General features: G+C 53.6%; 15 protein-coding genes and 2 pseudogenes. 12 read left to right on the forward strand and 5 right to left on the reverse strand.

Going from position 1 to position 19,848, the window contains the following annotated elements:
- The first annotated feature begins 19 nt into the window (after positions 1-19).
- On the forward strand, positions 20-1,177 hold the full coding sequence (locus HA45_RS11980) for a CdaR family transcriptional regulator (protein WP_100704645.1): 1,158 nt from the start codon (positions 20-22) through the stop codon (positions 1,175-1,177).
- A 25-nt stretch (positions 1,178-1,202) separates the two neighbouring features.
- Positions 1,203-2,474, forward strand: a complete 1,272-nt coding sequence (locus HA45_RS11985; RefSeq protein ID WP_100704646.1) for an alginate lyase family protein — start codon at positions 1,203-1,205, stop codon at positions 2,472-2,474.
- 37 nt (positions 2,475-2,511) lie between these two features.
- Here the strand turns inward: HA45_RS11985 and HA45_RS11990 are convergent, their stop codons facing one another.
- The 5 genes and pseudogenes from HA45_RS11990 to map all read right to left on the reverse strand — a co-directional run bounded on the left by HA45_RS11990 (position 2,512) and on the right by map (position 8,541).
- Positions 2,512-3,186 carry a FadR/GntR family transcriptional regulator gene (locus tag HA45_RS11990; RefSeq protein ID WP_244563429.1) on the reverse strand — a complete coding sequence of 225 codons (675 nt, stop codon included), beginning with the start codon at positions 3,184-3,186 and terminating at the stop codon, positions 2,512-2,514.
- A 142-nt stretch (positions 3,187-3,328) separates the two neighbouring features.
- Positions 3,329-3,721 (reverse strand): DUF3461 family protein, encoded by a 393-nt coding sequence (locus HA45_RS11995; protein WP_034829501.1) that lies wholly within the window; start codon positions 3,719-3,721, stop codon positions 3,329-3,331.
- Between the two features lie 294 nt (positions 3,722-4,015).
- The gene (dapD, locus tag HA45_RS12000; protein WP_100704648.1) at positions 4,016-4,840 is read right to left on the reverse strand and encodes a 2,3,4,5-tetrahydropyridine-2,6-dicarboxylate N-succinyltransferase; all 825 of its coding nucleotides are present in this window, start codon (positions 4,838-4,840) and stop codon (positions 4,016-4,018) included.
- 183 nt (positions 4,841-5,023) lie between these two features.
- Positions 5,024-7,678 carry a bifunctional uridylyltransferase/uridylyl-removing protein GlnD gene (gene glnD / locus HA45_RS12005; RefSeq protein WP_100704649.1) on the reverse strand — a complete coding sequence of 885 codons (2,655 nt, stop codon included), beginning with the start codon at positions 7,676-7,678 and terminating at the stop codon, positions 5,024-5,026.
- Between the two features lie 67 nt (positions 7,679-7,745).
- A pseudogene (gene map / locus HA45_RS12010) lies at positions 7,746-8,541 on the reverse strand (type I methionyl aminopeptidase).
- 313 nt (positions 8,542-8,854) lie between these two features.
- On the opposite strand from map, the gene rpsB reads away from it, so the two are divergent.
- The 10 genes and pseudogenes from rpsB (at position 8,855) to HA45_RS12060 (ending at position 19,845) form a co-directional block, all read left to right on the forward strand.
- Positions 8,855-9,574 carry a 30S ribosomal protein S2 gene (rpsB, locus tag HA45_RS12015; RefSeq protein WP_100704650.1) on the forward strand — a complete coding sequence of 240 codons (720 nt, stop codon included), beginning with the start codon at positions 8,855-8,857 and terminating at the stop codon, positions 9,572-9,574.
- 181 nt (positions 9,575-9,755) lie between these two features.
- Positions 9,756-10,607, forward strand: coding sequence for a translation elongation factor Ts (gene tsf, locus HA45_RS12020; RefSeq protein ID WP_100704651.1), 852 nt, complete (start codon positions 9,756-9,758; stop codon positions 10,605-10,607).
- Positions 10,608-10,761: 154 nt separating this feature from the next.
- A complete protein-coding gene (gene pyrH / locus HA45_RS12025; RefSeq protein WP_039331221.1) occupies positions 10,762-11,487 on the forward strand; it encodes a UMP kinase in 726 nt (241 codons plus the stop codon).
- A 143-nt stretch (positions 11,488-11,630) separates the two neighbouring features.
- The gene (frr, locus tag HA45_RS12030) at positions 11,631-12,188 is read left to right on the forward strand and encodes a ribosome recycling factor (protein ID WP_100704694.1); all 558 of its coding nucleotides are present in this window, start codon (positions 11,631-11,633) and stop codon (positions 12,186-12,188) included.
- A 238-nt stretch (positions 12,189-12,426) separates the two neighbouring features.
- Positions 12,427-13,629 carry a 1-deoxy-D-xylulose-5-phosphate reductoisomerase gene (ispC, locus tag HA45_RS12035; RefSeq protein WP_205960991.1) on the forward strand — a complete coding sequence of 401 codons (1,203 nt, stop codon included), beginning with the start codon at positions 12,427-12,429 and terminating at the stop codon, positions 13,627-13,629.
- 166 nt (positions 13,630-13,795) lie between these two features.
- A complete protein-coding gene (ispU, locus tag HA45_RS12040; RefSeq protein ID WP_100704652.1) occupies positions 13,796-14,548 on the forward strand; it encodes a (2E,6E)-farnesyl-diphosphate-specific ditrans,polycis-undecaprenyl-diphosphate synthase in 753 nt (250 codons plus the stop codon).
- An 18-nt stretch (positions 14,549-14,566) separates the two neighbouring features.
- Positions 14,567-15,424 (forward strand): phosphatidate cytidylyltransferase, encoded by an 858-nt coding sequence (gene cdsA / locus HA45_RS12045; protein ID WP_100704653.1) that lies wholly within the window; start codon positions 14,567-14,569, stop codon positions 15,422-15,424.
- A 12-nt stretch (positions 15,425-15,436) separates the two neighbouring features.
- A complete protein-coding gene (gene rseP / locus HA45_RS12050) occupies positions 15,437-16,786 on the forward strand; it encodes a sigma E protease regulator RseP (protein WP_100704654.1) in 1,350 nt (449 codons plus the stop codon).
- A gap of 51 nt (positions 16,787-16,837) precedes the next feature.
- The gene (gene bamA, locus HA45_RS12055) at positions 16,838-19,249 is read left to right on the forward strand and encodes an outer membrane protein assembly factor BamA (protein ID WP_100704655.1); all 2,412 of its coding nucleotides are present in this window, start codon (positions 16,838-16,840) and stop codon (positions 19,247-19,249) included.
- A 96-nt stretch (positions 19,250-19,345) separates the two neighbouring features.
- Positions 19,346-19,845: pseudogene (locus tag HA45_RS12060) on the forward strand (OmpH family outer membrane protein).
- Positions 19,846-19,848: the final 3 nt, after the last annotated feature.

Consider the following 19,848-nt stretch of genomic DNA (forward strand, 5'->3'; position numbering starts at 1 on the left):
TCTTTCTCTGGAGTGATTGATGGCCACCTATCATCTCGATGCGCGACTGGCTCAGGATATTGTTGCCCGCACCATGCAAATTATTGACAGTAATGTCAACGTGATGGATGCGCGCGGCCGCATTATCGGCAGCGGTGATCGTGAGCGTATTGGCGAATTGCACGAAGGTGCGCTGTTGGTGTTGTCGCAGGGAAGAGTGGTGGATATCGATGAAGCCGTGGCAAAACACTTGCACGGCGTGCGGCCAGGCATCAACTTGCCGTTGCGTATTGATGGTGAAATCGTGGGTGTTATCGGCCTGACCGGTCAACCTACGGCACTGCGTCACTACGGTGAACTGGTGTGTATGACGGCGGAAATGATGCTGGAGCAGGCACGGCTGCTGCACATGCTGGCGCAGGACAGTCGTCTGCGCGAGGAGTTGGTGTTGAACCTGATCCGCAGCGATACGCTTTCACCCGCGCTGAGCGAATGGGCGCAGCGCCTGGGCATCGATCTTAATCAACCGCGCGTGGTGGCGGTGGTGGAAGTGGACAGTGGCCAGCTTGGCGTTGACAGCGCCATGTCGGAACTCCAGCAGTTGCAAACGCTACTGACCACGCCGGATCGTGACAACCTGATTGCCATCGTCTCACTCACTGAAATGGTGGTCTTAAAGCCAGCGCTCAACGCCCATGGCCGTTACGATCAGGACGATCACCGCCGTCGTGTCGATCAACTGTTACAACGCATGAAAGAGAGTGGTCAGGTACGCATGCGCATCGCGCTCGGCAATTTCTTTACCGGCCCCGGCAGTATTGCCCGTTCCTATCGTACGGCGCGCACCACCATGATGGTGGGCAAACAGCGTATGCCTGAACAGCGCAGCTTCTTCTATCAGGATCTGGTGTTGCCCGTGCTGCTGGACAGTTTGCGCGGAGGCTGGCAAGCCAATGAGCTGGCGCGTCCGCTGGCGAAACTGAAAGCCAATGATAATAATGGTTTATTGCGCCGCACGCTGGTGGCGTGGTTCAGCCATAACGTCCAGCCGAGCGCCACGGCGCGCGCGCTGTTTATCCATCGTAATACCCTGGAGTATCGCCTTAACCGCATCTCCGAACTCACCGGATTAAATTTGGGTAATTTTGACGATCGTCTGCTGCTGTATGTGGCGTTGCAACTGGACGAACAGAGCTAATCATTGTTGTAAGTGGGAGAGGAAGATGTTGCCATTGAAAGTGCGCATTGCCGGGCTACTGGTTGGTTTGATGATGACGGCGGCCTGCCATGCTCAACTCCCCGCGCTGGCATTTTTATCCCGTGAGGCGATGCAGCAGACACGAGCAGCGCTGGAGAGTCATCAGGCTGCGCCACAGACCGTGCAGGCCTGGCAGCAACTCAAACAGGCAGCTGACCGTGCACTCAAGCAGCCAAATCCCAGCGTGATTCAGAAAGGTATATTACCGCCCAGCGGTTCGCGCCATGATTACCTCAGCCTGAGCGCCTACTGGTGGCCGGATCCTGAGAAGGCCGATGGCTTGCCATGGGTGCGTCGCGATGGCGAGGTCAATCCAGCGAGTAAGAACAATCAAAGTGACGGTGTGCGTCTGGCGCGTTTTACCGCTGATGTGCAGGCGCTCACCCTCGCCTGGTATTTTTCCGGCGAGGCGCGTTATGCGACGAAAGCCCAATCGATGATACGCACCTGGTTTATCGACCCAGCAACGCGCATGAATCCCAACCTTAACTTTGCCCAGGGCGTGCCGGGCAGAGCGCAGGGGCGTCACACCGGGGTGCTGGATGGGCGCTATTTTTCCACTCGCGTGGTAGATGCACTGCGACTATTGCAAGATTCGCCGGGCTGGCGGCAACAGGATCAGGTCGCACTGCAGGCCTGGTTCAGCGATTATCTCGACTGGCTGCAAAACAACACGCTGGCTCAAGGCGAGCGTGATGCGCCCAATAACCACGGCAGTTGGTACGCGGCGCAAGTGGCTGGAATTACCTGGTACCTGCATCAGCCTGCAGTGATTAAACAGATGACCGCATTAGCCCAGAATAAAATCGATGGGCAAATTCGTGCGGACGGAACCCAGCCGCTGGAATTGGCACGCACGCGATCGTTCCATTACAGCTATTTCAATTTGCAGGCACTGACGAGCGTCGCGCAACTGGCGCAGCGGAGCGGGGCAGGCGATCTCTGGCATTATCAGCAGCAAGGCGGTTCGTTGCTGAGTGCGCTGGATTATATGGCACCTTTCAGCGATGACGATAAACGCTGGCCATGGAAAAACCGCGATCGTATTAGCGTGCGCTTGATTCCGCTACTCTCGCTCGCGGACAGCAGCCTGAACAGCGGCCGTTATCAGCGATGGATTGAGCGCGCGACCGAAACGCAGTCGGCGTTCAATATCAGCGCAGCAGAAGCGCGAGGTGCGGAAAGAGAAGCGCTGCGTGATATGTGGTTGTTGTCGCGGCCAGCCACGCATCAGTGATAGGAAGGTTACAACCGAGGCTGCGTGCTGTTAAGCATTAAACCCATCGACGCCTTGTGGGCCGCATCGGCATCGCCGAGCATGATCGCTTCATAAATCTTGCGATGCTCGTCCAAAAAATATCCTGCGCGCTGGAGGGCCAGGTGAAGAAGCACTTAAAGATGGTTTCCAGCAAATTACCAAACGGGATGTAAAAACAGTTGTCTGTGGAGTGAAAAATCAGGCGATGAAAGGCGCTATCCACTTCCAGCCAGCGAGCTAGATCGAAGGAACTCGCGGCGCAAACGGCGATCATTTCGCGGAATAAGACAGAAAGTTCAGTGCGCTGTGCCTGAGTGGCATGTAACGCAGCCAGTTTAGCGGCCTGCGGTTCAATGGCTTCTCGGAATGCCAGAAACTGTTGATACATCTCTGCCGTTGATTCGATGCCCTTCATCCATTCCAGCAGCTGTACATCAAGCAGATTCCAGTACGTGCGGTCGCGAACATGCGTGCCGAGTTTGGGGCGCGATTCTAATAATCCTTTCGAAGATAACAACTTGAGTGCTTCACGTACGGCAGTTCGGCTGACGCCAAAGAGGCTGCACAGCTCGACTTCGCTGGGCAGAACGTCACCGGCCTTAAATGTGCCTGATAGAATTTTTTGCGCGAGGTCACCGGCGATATGAACATCCAGGCCGCGCTGTCCTGAGGTGATGGCTGCGAATTGCATGGCTTTAGTTATACCGGAAGTCAGACATAACCCGATACTAACCAGGGATTGTGAATACAGATAGGTGAAACAGGCCCAGATAAAACTGAATTAAGGCAAAAAAAGGCCAGCATAAGCTGGCCCTGGGAACGCGTGGGGGAAATTAACGACCGTTGCGGGTCAGTTGATCCAGATCGGATTCAATTTCAGCGATCTTGTTCGACACCACGTTTTCCAGATGACGCAGATCCGCGAGGATTTTGCGTTTCAGATCGACTTCGACCTGGTCGCGCTGGCAAATCTGATCCAGTTCATCGATCACATAACGCAGGTTCGGGCTGATTTCCTGCACTTCTTTATAACCCTGGCTGGTGTGATCGGCGACGACAGTTTTACGCTGACGCGGGTATTTAAATTTCACGCTTTTCGCGAAGAATTCACCTTTGTCTTTGCGGAAGTAGATTTTCAGGATGTCGTTGCTGGCTTCCTGGCGCAGGCTGTAACGGTCGATGTCTTCAGGAGAGCTGATACCTAAGCTTTTCAGGTTGTCGTACATAGCGTTTATATTCCATCTTAGAGTGGGTGAGCGCGCAGGACTATCATCATCATTCGGGATGCAGCAGAAACGCAGCAACCGGAACGCTTACGGCATACTTAATCAACTGTAGACACAAAAACCGGGATGAACAGTGCGCGACCGGAGTTAACTGGCGCGGATTATGAACTGTTTGAAAAATAAACGCACCAGTTAATTCGCGGCGCGAAGCAGGTAGTTGAGATTGGACTGTAAAGAAATGATTACGGGCCTGATTACAGGCCCGTTGGCAGGGGTTTTCGACGAAACGATGATTTAGTCGATGGTGCGCAGCAGTTCGTTAATACCGGTTTTTGCCAGAGTTTTGGCGTCAACTTTCTTCACGATCACGGCACAGTACAGGCTGTAGCTGCCATCTTTAGACGGCAGGTTACCTGAAACCACCACAGAACCCGCTGGGACGCGGCCGTAATGCACTTCGCCCGTTTCACGGTCATAAATTTTGGTGCTCTGACCGATGTAGACGCCCATTGAGATCACAGAACCTTCTTCAACGATCACGCCTTCCACGATTTCAGAACGCGCGCCGATGAAGCAGTTGTCTTCGATGATGGTCGGGTTGGCCTGCAGTGGCTCCAGAACGCCGCCAATGCCAACGCCGCCAGACAGGTGGACGTTTTTACCAATCTGCGCACAAGAGCCCACGGTGGCCCAGGTATCGACCATGGTGCCTTCATCAACGAAAGCGCCGATGTTGACGTAAGAAGGCATCAGCACGGTGTTACGCGCAATGAAGGCGCCCTGACGCACGGCTGCGGGTGGCACAACGCGGAAACCGGCATTTTTGAAGCGAGCTTCATCCCAGTTAGCGAACTTCATTGGCACTTTGTCGTAGAAGCGCGTTTCTGCGCCTTCAATTACCTGGTTGTCATTGATGCGGAACGACAGCAGCACTGCTTTCTTCAGCCACTGATGCGTTACCCACTCTCCGTTGATCTTTTCAGAAACGCGCAGTTCACCGCTGTCCAGCAGGCCAATCACCTGTTCGATGGCTTCACGGGTCGCGCTGTCTACGCTGGCTGGCGTGATCTCGGCGCGGCGCTCAAAGGCAGATTCAATAACGCTCTGTAACTGTTGCATAATAATTTCCTGAGTCTGTCATACGGGTCCAGCCTTTGCTGAACATGATTTAGGTGTCTACCCTAAATCATTCAGGTTGCAGGAAGGCGGCAACGCAGCGAATCCCTGGGAGCATACATCAGTATGTGACCGGGGTGAGCGAGGAAAGCCAACGCACCTGCAGCTTGAATGATGACGGGTAGATCACACTTTATCGTTTGGATTGAGGGCCTCTGTCAACCGTTGTTGCAGCACATTGCGCATTTCTACATCAAGTGCGCGTCGCTCGCTGTCAGCCAGGATGAAAAGATCCTCAACCCGTTCGCCAATCGTACTGATGCGCGCGCCGTGCAGCGAAACGCCGAGGTCGGCAAACACTTCCCCGACACGTGCCAGTAAGCCAGGTTGATCCAGCGCCACCAATTCCAGATAACTGCGACGGTCGGTATGCGTCGGCAGGAAATTCACTTCCGTATCAACACTGAAATGTTTCAGTCGCGCAGACTGGCGGCGTGTACGTGGCGGCACCCATTCCGTTTGGGTGATGGCTTGTTCCAGCGCCTGCATGATCATCGGATGTCGATCGGCAGCCAGCGGACTGCCGTCCGGCTCCAGCACGATAAAGGTATCCATCGCCATGCCATCGCGGCTGGTGAAGATTTGGGCGTCGTGCACGCTCAGATTGCGCCGATCGAGTTCCCCCGCGACGGCGGCGAACAGATGCGGGCGATCCGGGCTCCAGATGAAAATCTCGGTGCCGCCGCGTGTGGCCTGTGGGCTCACCAGCACCATCGGCTTAGTGAGATCGTGGTGAATCAAATGGCGCGCATGCCACGCCAGCTGATTGGGTGTGTGGCGCAGGAAATAGTCAGCGCGGCAGCGGCTCCAGATATGATGCAGACGCTCTTCGTCGAGGTTTTCCATCCGCAGCAGCGCCAGCGCCTGCAAGCGATGATGCCGTACCCGTTCACGCAGATCCGGGCTATTTTCCATGCCGCGCCGCAGCTGCTTCTCGGTGGCGAAGAACAGCTCACGCAACAGGCTCTGCTTCCAGCTATTCCATAAGCTTTCGTTGGTGGCGCAGATGTCGGCAACGGTCAGTGACACCAGATAACGCAGGCGATTTTCATTTTGCATCACTTCGGCAAACTGCTGAATCACCGTCGGATCCTGAATATCGCGACGCTGGGCGGTGACGGACATCAGCAGATGATGGCGCACCAGCCAGGCGACCAGCTGCATTTCCCGCGAGTTAAGCCCGTGCAGCTCAGCAAAATCAAGCGCATCCTGCGCGCCAAGAATCGAGTGATCGCCGCCGCGTCCTTTGGCGATATCGTGCAGCAAAGCGGCCATCAGTAGCAGCTCAGGTTGCGGTAAGCGCGGCCAGAGTTCGACGCATAAAGGATGCATCGGCCGCGTGGCTTCGTTAGCAAAACTCTCCAGCTTTTGCAGCACGCGAATAGTGTGCTCATCTACCGTGTAGGCGTGGAACAGGTCAAACTGCATCTGACCCACAATATTGCCCCACAGCGGCGTGTAGGCCCACAGCACGCTATGCCGATGCATCGGCACTAACGCACGCTTTACCGCGCCGGGATGACGCAGAATCGCCATAAAGGTTTCACGTGCTTCGGCAATCTGACACAGCGGCTGTTTCAAATGGCGGCGTGCATAGCGCAGATGGCGCAGCGTGGTGGAATAGATGCCTTTGATGTTTTCGTTACGCACCATCACATAGAACATGCGCACAATGGCCTGAGGTTCGCGATCGAACAAGGTCGGATCGCGCAGGTCGATTAAATCGCCGCGTAGCTGGAAATCATCATCAATGCTGCGGGGTTTCTCCGTGGTGGAGAGCGCGAGAATCGCTTCATCAAACAGCTGCAGCAGCATTTGATTCAGCTCACCGATGCGGCGCGTGACGCGATAAAAATCCTTCATCATGCGCTCAACCGGTTCGTTGCCTTCACCGAGGTAATTGAGTCGCTGTGCCACGGTGAGCTGGCGATCAAACAGTAAACGGTTATCGTAACGGGTCAGCGTTAGATGAAGGGCGAAGCGGATGCGCCAGAGAAACTCCTGACATTCGTTGATTTCGTTGCGCTCGGCTTCGGTGATAAAACCAAAACCTACCATTTCATCCATGGTGGTGGCGCCGAAGTGACGGCGCGCCACCCACTGTAAAGTGTGGATGTCACGCAGGCCGCCGGGGCTGCTTTTGATATCTGGCTCGAGATTGTAACTGGTGCCGTGGTAACGCAGATGGCGTTCCTGCTGCTCTTCAATTTTGGCGGCAAAGAAGTGTGCGGACGGCCAGAAACCATCGCTGAAAATGTTCTTTTGCAGCTCAAGGAACAGCGCAACATCGCCGGTGAGCATGCGCGATTCAATCAGATTAGTGGCGACGGTGAGGTCAGATAAACCTTCCAACAGACACTCTTCCAGCGTGCGTACGCTGTGGCCCACTTCGAGCTTTAAGTCCCACATCAACGTCAGCAATTCGCTGGTGCGCTGTGCTGCGGCTTCATCTAAGGGCTGGCGACTGAGGATCAGGACATCGATGTCTGACAGCGGATGCAGCTCACCACGTCCGTAACCGCCCACGGCCACCAACGCAATCTCTTTCATTTTATCGAAGCCGTAGAAGCGCCACAGGCGGCGTAACAGGCGATCGATAAACAGCGTGCGGGTATCAATCAGCGATTCAACATCGGTGCCCGCGTCAAAGGCAATGCCGAGGTGCTGCTGGAATTGCTCAAGGTAGAGTCTCAGCTTGTCTCGCGTCAGGGCTTCATCGGGCCAGCTGGCGGGTGAATCGGTCAGGCCTTTGTGTACTGCTTCGGTCACGCTACCACTCATCGACATGCCTCGTAAGCGTCATAAAAAAGGCCGGCATTAAGCCGGCCTGGTACTGTCCTGGAGAACGTTACGCGTTGTTTTCGAGCACCGCAGCAATGGTGTCGTCTTCACGCAGCGTCAGAATCTCACAGCCGTTTTCTGTCACCACAATAGTATGCTCATACTGTGCGGACAAGCTGCGATCTTTGGTTTTTACGGTCCAGCCATCTTTCATGGTGCGGATGCGATAATCACCGGCATTGACCATCGGCTCAACGGTAAAGGTCATGCCAGCCTGCAACACCACGCCACCGTCATCCGCATCATAGTGCAGCACCTGTGGCTCTTCATGGAAACCTTTGCCGATACCATGGCCACAGTATTCGCGCACCACAGAGAAATCCTGCGCTTCAACATATTGCTGAATCGCACGGCCCAGTTCACGCAGGCGGATGCCCGGTTTCACCAGACGCAGCGCAATATAGAGGCTTTCCTGCGTCACGCGACACAGGCGCTCGCCTTGAATCGTCGGTTTGCCGACGATAAACATCTTCGAGGTGTCACCATGGTATTCATCTTTGATCACCGTGACGTCGACGTTGACCACGTCACCATCTTTCAATACGCGGTCATCGCTCGGAATACCGTGGCACACCACTTCGTTTACTGAGATGCAAACGGATTTCGGGAAGCCGTGATAGCCAAGGCAAGCTGAGATTGCCTGCTGCTTGTTGGTGATGTGATCGTGGCAGAGGCGGTCAAGTTCACCGGTGGTCACGCCAGGCACCACGTGCGGGGCGATCATTTCCAGCACTTCCGCAGCCAGACGGCCTGCCACGCGCATTTTTTTCGATTTCTTCAGGGGTTTTAATTGAAATGGCCATTAAATATTCCGCAATTGCCGACTTTTTCGACAATAATGAGTTCTGTGGCAGTCATGTTAGCAGTCAGCAATTAGGCTGCCAAATCGGGATTGTTCCGCGCCTCAACTGCCAACAACTATTGGCGTAATCCTGCGCATTATGGTATAAAGCGCGCCGACGATTCTCTGTCACCTTCGTGGATGGCAGGAAACGCATAAACTCATTATGTGTACTAAAACACACATGTATCGACACATACGCCGGGGTGCCTTGAAAGAGGTCGGTCGTATGGGATACATGGAGGCCCAACCCCAATCATACTTTAGAGGTAATCATGGCAACTGTTTCAATGCGCGACATGCTCAAGGCTGGTGTTCACTTTGGTCACCAGACCCGTTACTGGAACCCGAAAATGAAGCCATTCATCTTCGGCGCACGTAACAAGGTTCACATCATCAACCTGGAGCAGACTGTACCAATGTTCAACGACGCTTTGGCTGAGTTGAAAAAGATTTCTTCCCGTAAAGGTAAGATTCTGATCGTAGGTACTAAGCGCGCTGCTGCCGAAGCGGTAAAAGAGTCAGCTCTGAGCTGCGACCAGTTCTTCGTTAACCACCGCTGGTTGGGTGGCATGCTGACTAACTGGAAAACCGTTCGTCAGTCAATCAAACGCCTGAAAGATCTTGAGTCACAGTCTCAGGACGGTACTTTCGACAAACTGACCAAGAAAGAAGCGCTGATGCGTACTCGTGAGCTGGCCAAGCTGGAAAACAGCCTGGGCGGTATCAAAGACATGGGCGGTTTACCGGATGCACTGTTCGTTGTTGACGCCGACCACGAACACATCGCGATCAAAGAAGCAAACAACCTGGGTATCCCAGTATTTGCGATCGTTGATACCAACTCTGATCCAGATGGTGTTGATTTCGTTATCCCTGGTAACGACGATGCAATCCGTGCTGTAACCCTGTACCTGACTGCCGTTGCGACTACCGTTCGCGAAGGCCGTTCACAGGACCTGGCTGAGCAGGCTGAAGAAACAACTGAAGCATAATAAGGTTCGCTCTTTCTAAGAGCCCTTAGACATCAGATGTTATCTGTTAAGGGGGCCGCACAGGCCCCTTTTATTTATCTGAGTTTGTCACGCTTCCTTCGGGTAAGCGGGGCAGAGTAAATTTTCCGCAACAAGTTTCTGACAATGTGTAAGCACTCAGAGACGAATCGAGGATTTTTGAATGGCTGAAATTACCGCTGCATTGGTAAAAGAACTGCGTGAGCGTACTGGCGCAGGCATGATGGATTGCAAAAAAGCGCTGACTGAAGCGAACGGCGACATCGAGCTGGCGATTGAGAACATGCGTAAATCTGGCGCGATCAAAGCCGCTAAGAAAGCAGGCAACGTTGCTGCTGATGGCGTGATCAAATCTAAAATCGCTGACGGTTTTGCACTGATTCTGGAAGTTAACTGCCAGACCGACTTCGTTGCTAAAGATACTGGTTTCCAGGCTTTCGCTGACAAAGTTCTGGATGCAGCTGTTGCTGGTAAAGTGACTGATGTTGAAGCTCTGAAAGCGCAGTTCGAAGAAGAACGCGTAGCGCTGGTTGCTAAAATCGGTGAGAACATCAACATCCGTCGTGTTGCTATCCTGGAAGGCGCTCAGCTGAACAGCTATCAGCACGGTGCTCGTATCGGCGTTGTGGTTTCTACCACCGGTGCTGACGAAGAGCTGAGCAAGCAAGTTGCCATGCACATTGCTGCAAGCAAGCCAGAATTCGTTAAGCCAGAAGACGTGTCTGCTGACGTGGTTGAGAAAGAGTACCAGGTTCAGTTGGACATCGCCATGCAGTCTGGCAAGCCAAAAGAAATCGCAGAGAAAATGGTTGAAGGCCGCATGAAGAAATTCACCGGTGAAGTTTCTCTGACCGGTCAGGCTTTCGTCATCGACCCAAGCAAAACCGTTGGCCAGGCTCTGAAAGAGAAAGGCGCAGACGTGATCAACTTCATCCGCTTCGAAGTGGGTGAAGGCATTGAGAAAGTTGAAGCTGACTTCGCAGCAGAAGTTGCTGCAATGTCCAAACAGTCTTAATGCTCCGAAAGAACCGCCGGAAGGCGGTTCTTTTTTGTCTGCGTTTTGCGTGGACCACTTTTCAGTCTCATCCCAATAGCTTTTTTCGTTCGCTAAGCGGATGATCGATCAGATTTAACTTCTCATTCATCACATCTTCCAGGAAGAATTGACCATGGCGACCAACGCAAAACCTGTATATCAACGTATCCTGCTAAAACTGAGTGGCGAAGCACTGCAAGGCGCCGAAGGTTTTGGTATTGACGCGAGCGTGCTTGACCGTATGGCGCAAGAGGTGAAAGAGCTGGTTGAGCTGGGCATCCAGGTGGGTGTGGTTATTGGTGGCGGTAACCTGTTCCGTGGCGCAGGCCTGGCACAGGCAGGTATGAACCGTGTGGTCGGCGACCATATGGGTATGCTGGCAACCGTGATGAACGGCCTGGCAATGCGTGATGCGTTGCACCGTGCGTACGTCAACGCGCGTCTGATGTCCGCGATTCCGCTGAATGGCGTGTGTGATAACTACAGCTGGGCAGAAGCCATTAGCCTGCTGCGTAATAACCGCGTAGTGATCTTCGCCGCCGGTACCGGCAACCCGTTCTTTACCACCGATTCAGCAGCGTGCTTGCGCGGCATCGAAATCGAAGCCGATGTGGTGCTGAAAGCCACTAAAGTCGATGGCGTTTACTCGGATGATCCGGTGAAAAACCCGGATGCCACGCTGTACGAACAGCTGAGCTACGGCGAAGTGCTGGATAAAGAACTGAAAGTGATGGACTTGGCCGCCTTTACACTGGCGCGCGACCATCAGCTGCCTATTCGCGTCTTCAATATGAACAAGCCTGGCGCGCTGCGTCGTGTAGTGATGGGTGAAAAAGAAGGCACCCTGATTACGCATTAATACCCGACGCGAGATAAAATAAGGTATATTCTGTTGGCGCGATGCAGTGGCATCGCGCAGCTTTCAGGATGATCGATGTTTATCGATACCACTTCCGGGTTGCCCGGAAATGGCCAGGTCAAACCGAATCCAAGGGTTTTAACGTGATTAACGACATTAAAAAAGATGCTGACACGCGCATGGAAAAATGTGTGGATGCATTCAAAAACCAAATCAGCAAAGTGCGCACCGGTCGTGCTTCTCCTTCACTGCTCGACGGCATCGTTGTTCCTTACTACGGTACACCTACGCCGCTGCGTCAGCTGGCCAGCGTCACGGTAGAAGACTCCCGTACACTGAAAATCAACGTGTTTGACCGCTCTCTGAGCCCGGCCGTTGAAAAAGCCATTATGGCGTCTGACCTGGGTCTGAACCCAAGCTCAGCCGGCACCGATATTCGTGTGCCACTGCCAGCGTTGACGGAAGAGCGTCGTAAAGATCTGATCAAAGTCGTGCGTGGCGAAGCGGAGCAGGGTCGTGTTTCTGTTCGTAACGTGCGCCGTGATGCTAACGACAAGATCAAAGCACTGCTGAAAGACAAAGAGATCAGCGAAGACGACGAACGTCGCTCGCAGGATGAGATCCAGAAAATGACCGATGTCTACATCAAAAATCTTGATGCAGCATTGGCCGAAAAAGAAAAGGAACTGATGGATTTCTAATGCCATCAGATTACCTATACCCAAAATATTTCAAGGTGCAGTAAGGCGGCAAGGGAATGAATCTCCAGGAGCTTACGAAGGTAAGTGACTGGGGTGAATGAGCGTAGCCAACGCACCTGCAAATTGAAGTATGACGGGTATAAAACGCCGTTCAGAGACGTGGTACGACTCTGGCGGCGTTTTACGTTGTGCCTGGCGCAGTTGCAGGCACGATCCACGACGTCACAGGGATAGCATAATGAAGCGATTAACACTGCTGGGTTCTACCGGCTCGATTGGTACCAGCACGCTGGCGGTCATTGCGGCCAATCCAGACCTGTATCAGGTCACTGCGCTGGTTGCGGGTCAGAACGTGGCGCTGATGGCCGAACAGTGTCAGCAATTTTCCCCACGCTATGCGGCGATGTCAGATGAAGCCTCCGCACAAGCGCTGCGTGAGCGACTGAGAGCATTAAATCTTCACACCGAAGTGCTCTCCGGCGTTCAGGCGGCTTGCGAACTGGCTGCGCTGGATGAAGTGGATCAGGTGATGGCGGCCATCGTTGGCGCTTCTGGTCTGCAACCCACGCTGGCTGCGATTCGTGCGGGTAAAACGGTATTACTCGCGAATAAAGAGTCACTTGTCACGTGCGGCCGCCTGTTTATGGAGGCGGTACGTCATCATAAGGCCCAGCTGTTGCCGGTCGACAGCGAGCACAACGCCATTTTTCAGAGTTTACCCGCTTCCATACAGCATCAGTTGGGGTACGCTGATCTGCGAGAGAATGGCATTGAATCTATTCTCCTTACGGGATCGGGTGGTCCTTTTCGTGACACGCCATTAGCGGATTTGGCCGCAATGTCGCCAGATCAAGCGTGTGCACATCCGAACTGGTCAATGGGGCGTAAAATCTCCGTTGATTCGGCCACCATGATGAATAAAGGTCTTGAATACATTGAAGCCCGCTGGCTGTTTAACGCCACTGACGCGCAAATGGAAGTCATCCTGCATCCGCAGTCGGTGATCCACTCCATGGTGCGTTACTGCGATGGCAGTGTGCTGGCGCAACTGGGCTCGCCCGATATGCGAACGCCCATCGCGCATAGCATGGCATGGCCAGCACGTATTTCGGCCGGCGTAACGCCTCTCGATTTCACACGCATGAAGTCATTGACGTTTGCTGAACCGGATTATGAGCGCTATCCCTGCCTGAAGCTGGCCATTGATGCTTGCTCGACAGGGCAGGCTGCCACCACCACTCTGAATGCGGCAAATGAAGTGGCCGTCGCAGCATTCCTGCAGCATCAGATTCGCTTTACCGACATCGCCGCCATCAACAGTGAGGTGCTGGCATCTCTGGTTTGCCAGGAGCCGGGCAGCATCGATGATGTGATGGAAATCGATCGGTTAGCGCGAATCTGTGCCACAGAATTGCTACCACGCTTTCGTTTAGCAGGTTGATACTTCCCGCTATTTGTTCGCTCAGGGTGAAAATGGTATAGTCGCTCGCTCGCGTTTTACGGCACGACATTGATTCGATGTCATCCGGCAGCGTTGCCGGGGTTTGCTGCAGGCGCAATGTATTCAGAAACCACAGCATTTCTGATGAAAGGAATTATTACGCGTTATGTCGTCCAACAATCACAACACAATCGATGACGAGTCGTACTGCACGCCACGTCACGTGGCCATCATTATGGATGGTAATGGTCGCTGGGCAAAAAATCAGGGCAAACTGCGTATTTCAGGCCACAAAGCCGGGGTAAAATCAGTACGCCGGGCCGTCAGCTTTGCGGTCAGCCATAAACTGGAAGCGCTCACGCTCTATGCGTTCAGCAGTGAAAACTGGAGCCGACCAGTACAGGAAGTGACGGCCTTAATGGAATTGTTTGTTTGGGCGCTCGACAGCGAAGTCAAAAGCCTGCACAAACACAACGTACGTCTGTGCGTGATTGGCGATATTAGCCGTTTCAATAATCGTATACAGGAACGCATTCGCCGCGCCGAGGAACTGACTCAGCAAAATAATGGACTAACCCTCAACATTGCTGCCAACTACGGCGGCCGTTGGGATATTATCCAGGGTGCCAGAAAACTGGCCGAACAGGTTCAGGAAGGTTTGTTACGTCCTGACCAGATAACCGAAGAAAGCCTGGCTCCGTATCTGTGTATGCAGGAGCTGGCGCCGGTGGATTTAGTGATAAGGACCGGGGGAGAGCATCGGATTAGCAACTTCCTGCTGTGGCAGATTGCCTATGCTGAGTTTTGGTTTACCGATGTTCTTTGGCCTGATTTTGATGAACACGTTTTTGAAGGTGCACTGAATGCATTCTCTTCGCGGGAGCGACGCTTTGGCGGCGCGGCACCAGGCGGCGCCTGAGCAATCTGGGGGTAACCTTTGCTGAAGTCTCGTCTGATCACCGCGCTCATTTTGATTCCGCTGGTGATCGCTGCTCTGTTTTGGTTACCGCTGTCCGGATTTGCGATTACCACCATCATCATCTGTATGCTTGCCGCCTGGGAATGGGGGCAGCTGGCGGGTATGAAAACACGTCAGCAGCGTATCTGGCTCGCCGTGCTGTGCGGCCTATTGCTGTCGGCGATGCTTTTCACCCTGCAACCCTATCAACGCAATCTGCACCAGTTCCAGATGGAAAGCTCGCTTTGGGCGGCGCTGGGTTGGTGGATTGTCGCACTGTTTCTCGTGCTGTTTTATCCCGCCTCTGCGGCGTTGTGGCGCACTTCGCGCCCACTGCGCTTGCTGTTTGGAATCCTCACCGTGATCCCGTTCTTCTGGGGCATGATGGCGCTGCGTCAGTATCACTACGACACCGATCATTTTGCGGGCGCGTGGTGGCTACTGTTCGTGATGCTGCTGGTGTGGGGCGCGGATTCAGGCGCGTATATGTTTGGACGTCTGTTCGGCAAACATAAACTGGCGCCAAAAGTGTCACCGGGTAAAACCTGGGAGGGCTTCTTTGGTGGCCTGCTGTCATCGGCGATTATCGCCTGGCTGTTTGCCTTGCTGGCTCCGCTTTCCGTCGCGCCGGGCACGCTGGTGATTTGTGCGGTCATCGCAACGCTGGCTTCAGTGTTGGGTGACCTGACCGAAAGCATGTTCAAACGTGAAGCGGGCATCAAAGACAGCGGTAACTTGATTCCGGGTCACGGTGGTATCCTCGATCGTATCGATAGCCTGACAGCCGCAGTGCCGGTATTTGCCTGCCTGCTGCTGCTGGTGTTCCGCACCCTCTGAGGATTAGCGACAATGTTGAGCATACTCTGGAGTTTTGTCGCCTTTATCGTGGCGCTTGGCGTGTTAATTACCGTGCACGAGTTCGGCCACTTTTGGGTGGCCCGCCGCTGTGGTGTCAAAGTCGAACGTTTCTCGATTGGCTTTGGCAAAGCGTTGTGGCGTCGCAGCGATCGTCAGGGGACTGAATACGTTATCGCCCTGATTCCGCTGGGTGGCTACGTCAAAATGCTCGATGAGCGTGTAGAGAGCGTCCCCGCCGAACTGCGCCATCAAGCCTTCAACAATAAAACCGTGCTGCAACGTGCATCCATCATTGCCGCCGGTCCCATCGCAAACTTCATCTTTGCCGTTTTCGCCTATTGGGTGGTGTTCATCCATGGTGTGCCGGGTGTACGTCCGGTGGTTGGTGATATTCTGAGCGGTTCGGTCGCTGCAGAAGCGCAAATTAGCGCCGGTATGGAACTTAAAGCGGTAGATGGTATCGAAACGCCTGATTGGGATGCTGTGCGCATGGCGCTGATCGGTAAAATCGGCGACAACAATGCCACGCTTACCGTCTCGCAATTTGGTGAAGAGGCTACGCAGCAAAAGCAGTTAGATTTGCGCGAATGGCAATTTGAACCGGATAAGCAGGACCCGGTGGTGGCGTTAGGTATTCGCCCACGTGGGCCGCAGATCGAAACGACCTTAGCTGAAGTTCAGGCAAACTCACCGGCCAGCGCTGCCGGTTTGCAAGCAGGCGATAGGATCGTTAAAGTCGATGGTCAGCCGTTAACACAATGGCAGGCATTTGCGGCGCAGGTACGCGATAATCCGCGCAAAAACATGGCGCTGGATGTAGAACGTAACGGCGAACCTGTGGCGTTGACGTTAACGCCGGAAGCGAAACCGGGCAATGAAGCGGAAGGATTTGCGGGAGTGATTCCGCGCGTGATTCCGCTGCCGGATGAGTACAAAACGGTAAGGCAGTATGGGCCCTTTGCCGCCATCGGTGAAGCCAGTGTCAAAACCTGGCAACTGATGAAGTTAACGGTCTCGATGCTGGGCAAGTTGATAACCGGGGAAGTGAAGCTGAATAACCTGAGCGGGCCAATTTCGATTGCGCAAGGTGCCGGGTTATCAGCGGAATATGGGGTGATTTACTATCTGATGTTCCTGGCGCTGATCAGCGTCAACTTAGGGATCATCAACCTGTTCCCTCTGCCGGTATTAGATGGTGGACATCTGCTCTTTCTGGCGATCGAAAAGATCAAAGGTGGACCGGTGTCCGAGCGAGTTCAGGACTTCAGTTATCGCATTGGCTCAATTTTGCTGGTGTTATTAATGGGGCTTGCACTTTTCAATGATTTCTCACGTCTGTAATAGCTGGAATGCAGACAGGCGTGGGATGTGTTAGGAAAACGCATAACAACGATGGCGATGAAAAAGTTGCTCATAGCGTCGCTGCTGTTTAGCAGCGCCACCGTTTACGGTGCAGACGATTTCGTAGTGAAGGACATTCATTTCGAAGGTCTCCAGCGAGTCGCCGTCGGCGCGGCTCTGCTCAGCATGCCCGTACGTGTCGGTGATACGATTTCTGATGATGACGTCAGAAACACCATTCGCTCACTGTTCGCCACCGGCAACTTTGAAGATGTCCAGGTCCTGCGTGACGGAACGACCCTGATTGTTCAGGTGAAAGAACGTCCGACTATTGCCAGCATCACTTTCTCCGGCAACAAAGCGGTTAAAGAAGATCAGCTGAAGCAGAACCTTGAAGCTTCCGGTGTCCGCGTAGGTGAAGCGCTTGACCGTACCACGCTCTCCTCAATTGAGAAGGGCCTGGAAGACTTCTACTACAGCGTCGGTAAATACACCGCCAGCGTAAAAGCGATTGCGACACCGCTGCCGCGTAACCGCGTGGATCTCAAGTTCGTCTTCCAGGAAGGCGTTTCTGCTCAGATCCAGCAGATCAACATCGTCGGCAATAAAGCCTTTAGCTCTGACGAATTGATCTCGCGCTTCTCACTGCGTGATGAAGTGCCATGGTGGAACGTGGTGGGCGATCGTAAATACCAGAAGCAAAAGCTGGCCGGGGATCTTGAGACCTTGCGCAGCTTCTATCTGGATCGCGGTTATGCGCGCTTTAACATCGATTCCACGCAGGTGAGCCTGACGCCAGATAAAAAAGGCATCTACATCACCGTGAACATCACCGAAGGCGATCAGTACAAGATTGCCGGTGTGATTGTGAACGGCAGCATGGCAGGCCATTCTGCGGAAATCGAAAAGATGACGCGTATTCCATCGGGTGAGCTGTACAACGGCACCAAAGTCACCCAGATGGAAGATGACATCAAGAAACTGCTGGGTCGCTACGGCTACGCCTATCCGCGCGTCGTCACTCAGCCAGAAATCAACGACGCTGATAAGACCGTTAAACTGCACATCAACGTCGATGCCGGTAACCGTTATTACGTGCGTAAAGTGCGCTTCGAGGGCAATGACACCTCGAAAGATGCCGTTCTGCGCCGCGAAATGCGTCAGATGGAAGGTGCCTGGTTAGGCAGCGACCTGGTTGATCAGGGTAAAGAACGTCTGAACCGTACCGGTTACTTCGAAACCGTGGATGTTGATACACAGCGCGTGGCGGGTTCTCCTGACCAGGTCGATGTGGTTTACAAGGTGAAAGAGCGCAACACCGGTACCTTCAACTTCGGTGTCGGTTACGGTACTGAAAGTGGCGTCAGCTTCCAGGTTGGTGTGACGCAGGAAAACTGGCTCGGCACCGGTAATACCGTGGGTATTAGTGGTACCAAAAACGATTACCAGACCTACGCTGAATTCTCACTGACCGACCCGTACTTTACGGTTGACGGTGTGAGCTTGGGTGGCCGTGTATTCTATAACGACTTTAAAGCCGATGATGCTGACCTGTCAGACTACACCAACAGAAGTTATGGTGTTGACGGTACGCTGGGCTTCCCGGTTAACGAGAACAACACACTGCGTGTGGGCCTGGGTTATGTGCATAACGACCTGTCCAACATGCAGCCGCAGATTGCGATGTGGCGTTATCTGGATTCGGTAGGTCGTCATCAGGGCCTGAATGATGATGGTGATTTCTCTGCGGATGACTTCACCTTCAACTACGGTTGGACTTACAACACGTTGGACCGCGGCTTCTTCCCAACCAAAGGTAACCGTACCAACCTGAACGGTAAAGTGACCATTCCAGGTTCTGACAACGCCTTCTATAAAGCCACGTTGGATACCCAGCAGTACGTGCCGTTGAACCGTGATGCGACGTGGGTCGTGTTGGGTCGTGGCCGTGTCGGATATGGTGACGGGCTCGGTGGAAAAGAGATGCCGTTCTATGAGAACTTCTACGGCGGCGGTTCAAGTACCGTACGTGGCTTCCAGTCCAATACCATTGGTCCGAAAGCCGCTTACCTGAATGATGGCTCATCCACTTGTACTCTGACGGATCCTAACGGTATCTGTAAGTCAGATGATGCAGTGGGTGGTAACGCGATGGCGATTGCCAGCCTTGAGCTGATTACGCCAACGCCGTTCCTGAGCGAGAAATACGCTAACTCAGTCCGTACATCGGTGTTTATGGATGCCGGTACCGTCTGGGATACCAAATGGCAGAACACCGCAGAAACACGTGCGGCGGGCATTCCGGACTACAGCGATCCGAACAACATTCGTGTCTCTGCCGGTGTCGCCTTGCAATGGATGTCGCCATTAGGTCCGCTGGTATTCTCATATGCTCAGCCGATGAAGAAAGTCGAGGGAGACAAGTCAGAGCAGTTCCAGTTTAACATTGGTAAAACCTGGTAAGGCTCTGAGCAGGGAAGTGAAAAATACCGTCTTGCACCCGTGTCACGCGCTGTCGTGACACGCTGCAAACACACACGTTGAGGTAAGGAGTTTATAGTGAAAAAGTTGTTCTGTGCTGCTGCTCTGGGTGTTGCATTAGCTGCTTCTGCGGGTGCCCAAGCGGCCGATAAAGTCGCTGTCGTTAACCTGAGCCAGGTTTTCCAGCAATCTCCGCAGCGTGCCGCTGTTGCTAAGCAACTTGAGGGTGAATTCTCAAGCCGTGCTTCTGACCTCCAGTCACAGCAGCAGAAAATCCAGGGCGAAATCCAGGATTTGCAGCGTAACGCATCAACCATGAAAGCCAGCGACCGCACCAAAAAGAGAAGCAAATTGCTTCTGAGCGCGCTGCTTTTGAACAGAAAGCTCAGGCTTTCGACAAAGACAACCAGTCTCGTCAGATGCAGGAACGTAACAAGCTGCTGGCTAAAATCCAGACCGCTGTACAGTCTGTAGCGAAGAGCGAGGGTTACGATCTGGTGCTGGATTCTCAGGCCGTGCTGTACTCTTCTTCTGATGCTAAAGACATCACTGCTGACGTTGTAAAACAGGTTAAATAATCG

The organism is Pantoea rodasii (assembly GCF_002095465.1).
GTDB classification, from domain to species: domain Bacteria; phylum Pseudomonadota; class Gammaproteobacteria; order Enterobacterales; family Enterobacteriaceae; genus Pantoea; species Pantoea rodasii.

What these genes read in the sequence shown, in the direction of transcription:
- HA45_RS11980 (WP_100704645.1), top strand. Translation starts at nt 20, where the DNA reads ATGGCCACCTATCATCTCGATGCGCGACTGGCTCAGGATATTGTTGCC.
- HA45_RS11985 (WP_100704646.1), top strand. Translation starts at nt 1,203, where the DNA reads ATGTTGCCATTGAAAGTGCGCATTGCCGGGCTACTGGTTGGTTTGATG.
- HA45_RS11990 (WP_244563429.1), bottom strand. Translation starts at nt 3,186, where the DNA reads ATGCAATTCGCAGCCATCACCTCAGGACAGCGCGGCCTGGATGTTCAT.
- HA45_RS11995 (WP_034829501.1), bottom strand. Translation starts at nt 3,721, where the DNA reads ATGTACGACAACCTGAAAAGCTTAGGTATCAGCTCTCCTGAAGACATC.
- dapD (WP_100704648.1), bottom strand. Translation starts at nt 4,840, where the DNA reads ATGCAACAGTTACAGAGCGTTATTGAATCTGCCTTTGAGCGCCGCGCC.
- glnD (WP_100704649.1), bottom strand. Translation starts at nt 7,678, where the DNA reads ATGAGTGGTAGCGTGACCGAAGCAGTACACAAAGGCCTGACCGATTCA.
- rpsB (WP_100704650.1), top strand. Translation starts at nt 8,855, where the DNA reads ATGGCAACTGTTTCAATGCGCGACATGCTCAAGGCTGGTGTTCACTTT.
- tsf (WP_100704651.1), top strand. Translation starts at nt 9,756, where the DNA reads ATGGCTGAAATTACCGCTGCATTGGTAAAAGAACTGCGTGAGCGTACT.
- pyrH (WP_039331221.1), top strand. Translation starts at nt 10,762, where the DNA reads ATGGCGACCAACGCAAAACCTGTATATCAACGTATCCTGCTAAAACTG.
- ispC (WP_205960991.1), top strand. Translation starts at nt 12,427, where the DNA reads ATGAAGCGATTAACACTGCTGGGTTCTACCGGCTCGATTGGTACCAGC.
- ispU (WP_100704652.1), top strand. Translation starts at nt 13,796, where the DNA reads ATGTCGTCCAACAATCACAACACAATCGATGACGAGTCGTACTGCACG.
- rseP (WP_100704654.1), top strand. Translation starts at nt 15,437, where the DNA reads ATGTTGAGCATACTCTGGAGTTTTGTCGCCTTTATCGTGGCGCTTGGC.
- bamA (WP_100704655.1), top strand. Translation starts at nt 16,838, where the DNA reads ATGGCGATGAAAAAGTTGCTCATAGCGTCGCTGCTGTTTAGCAGCGCC.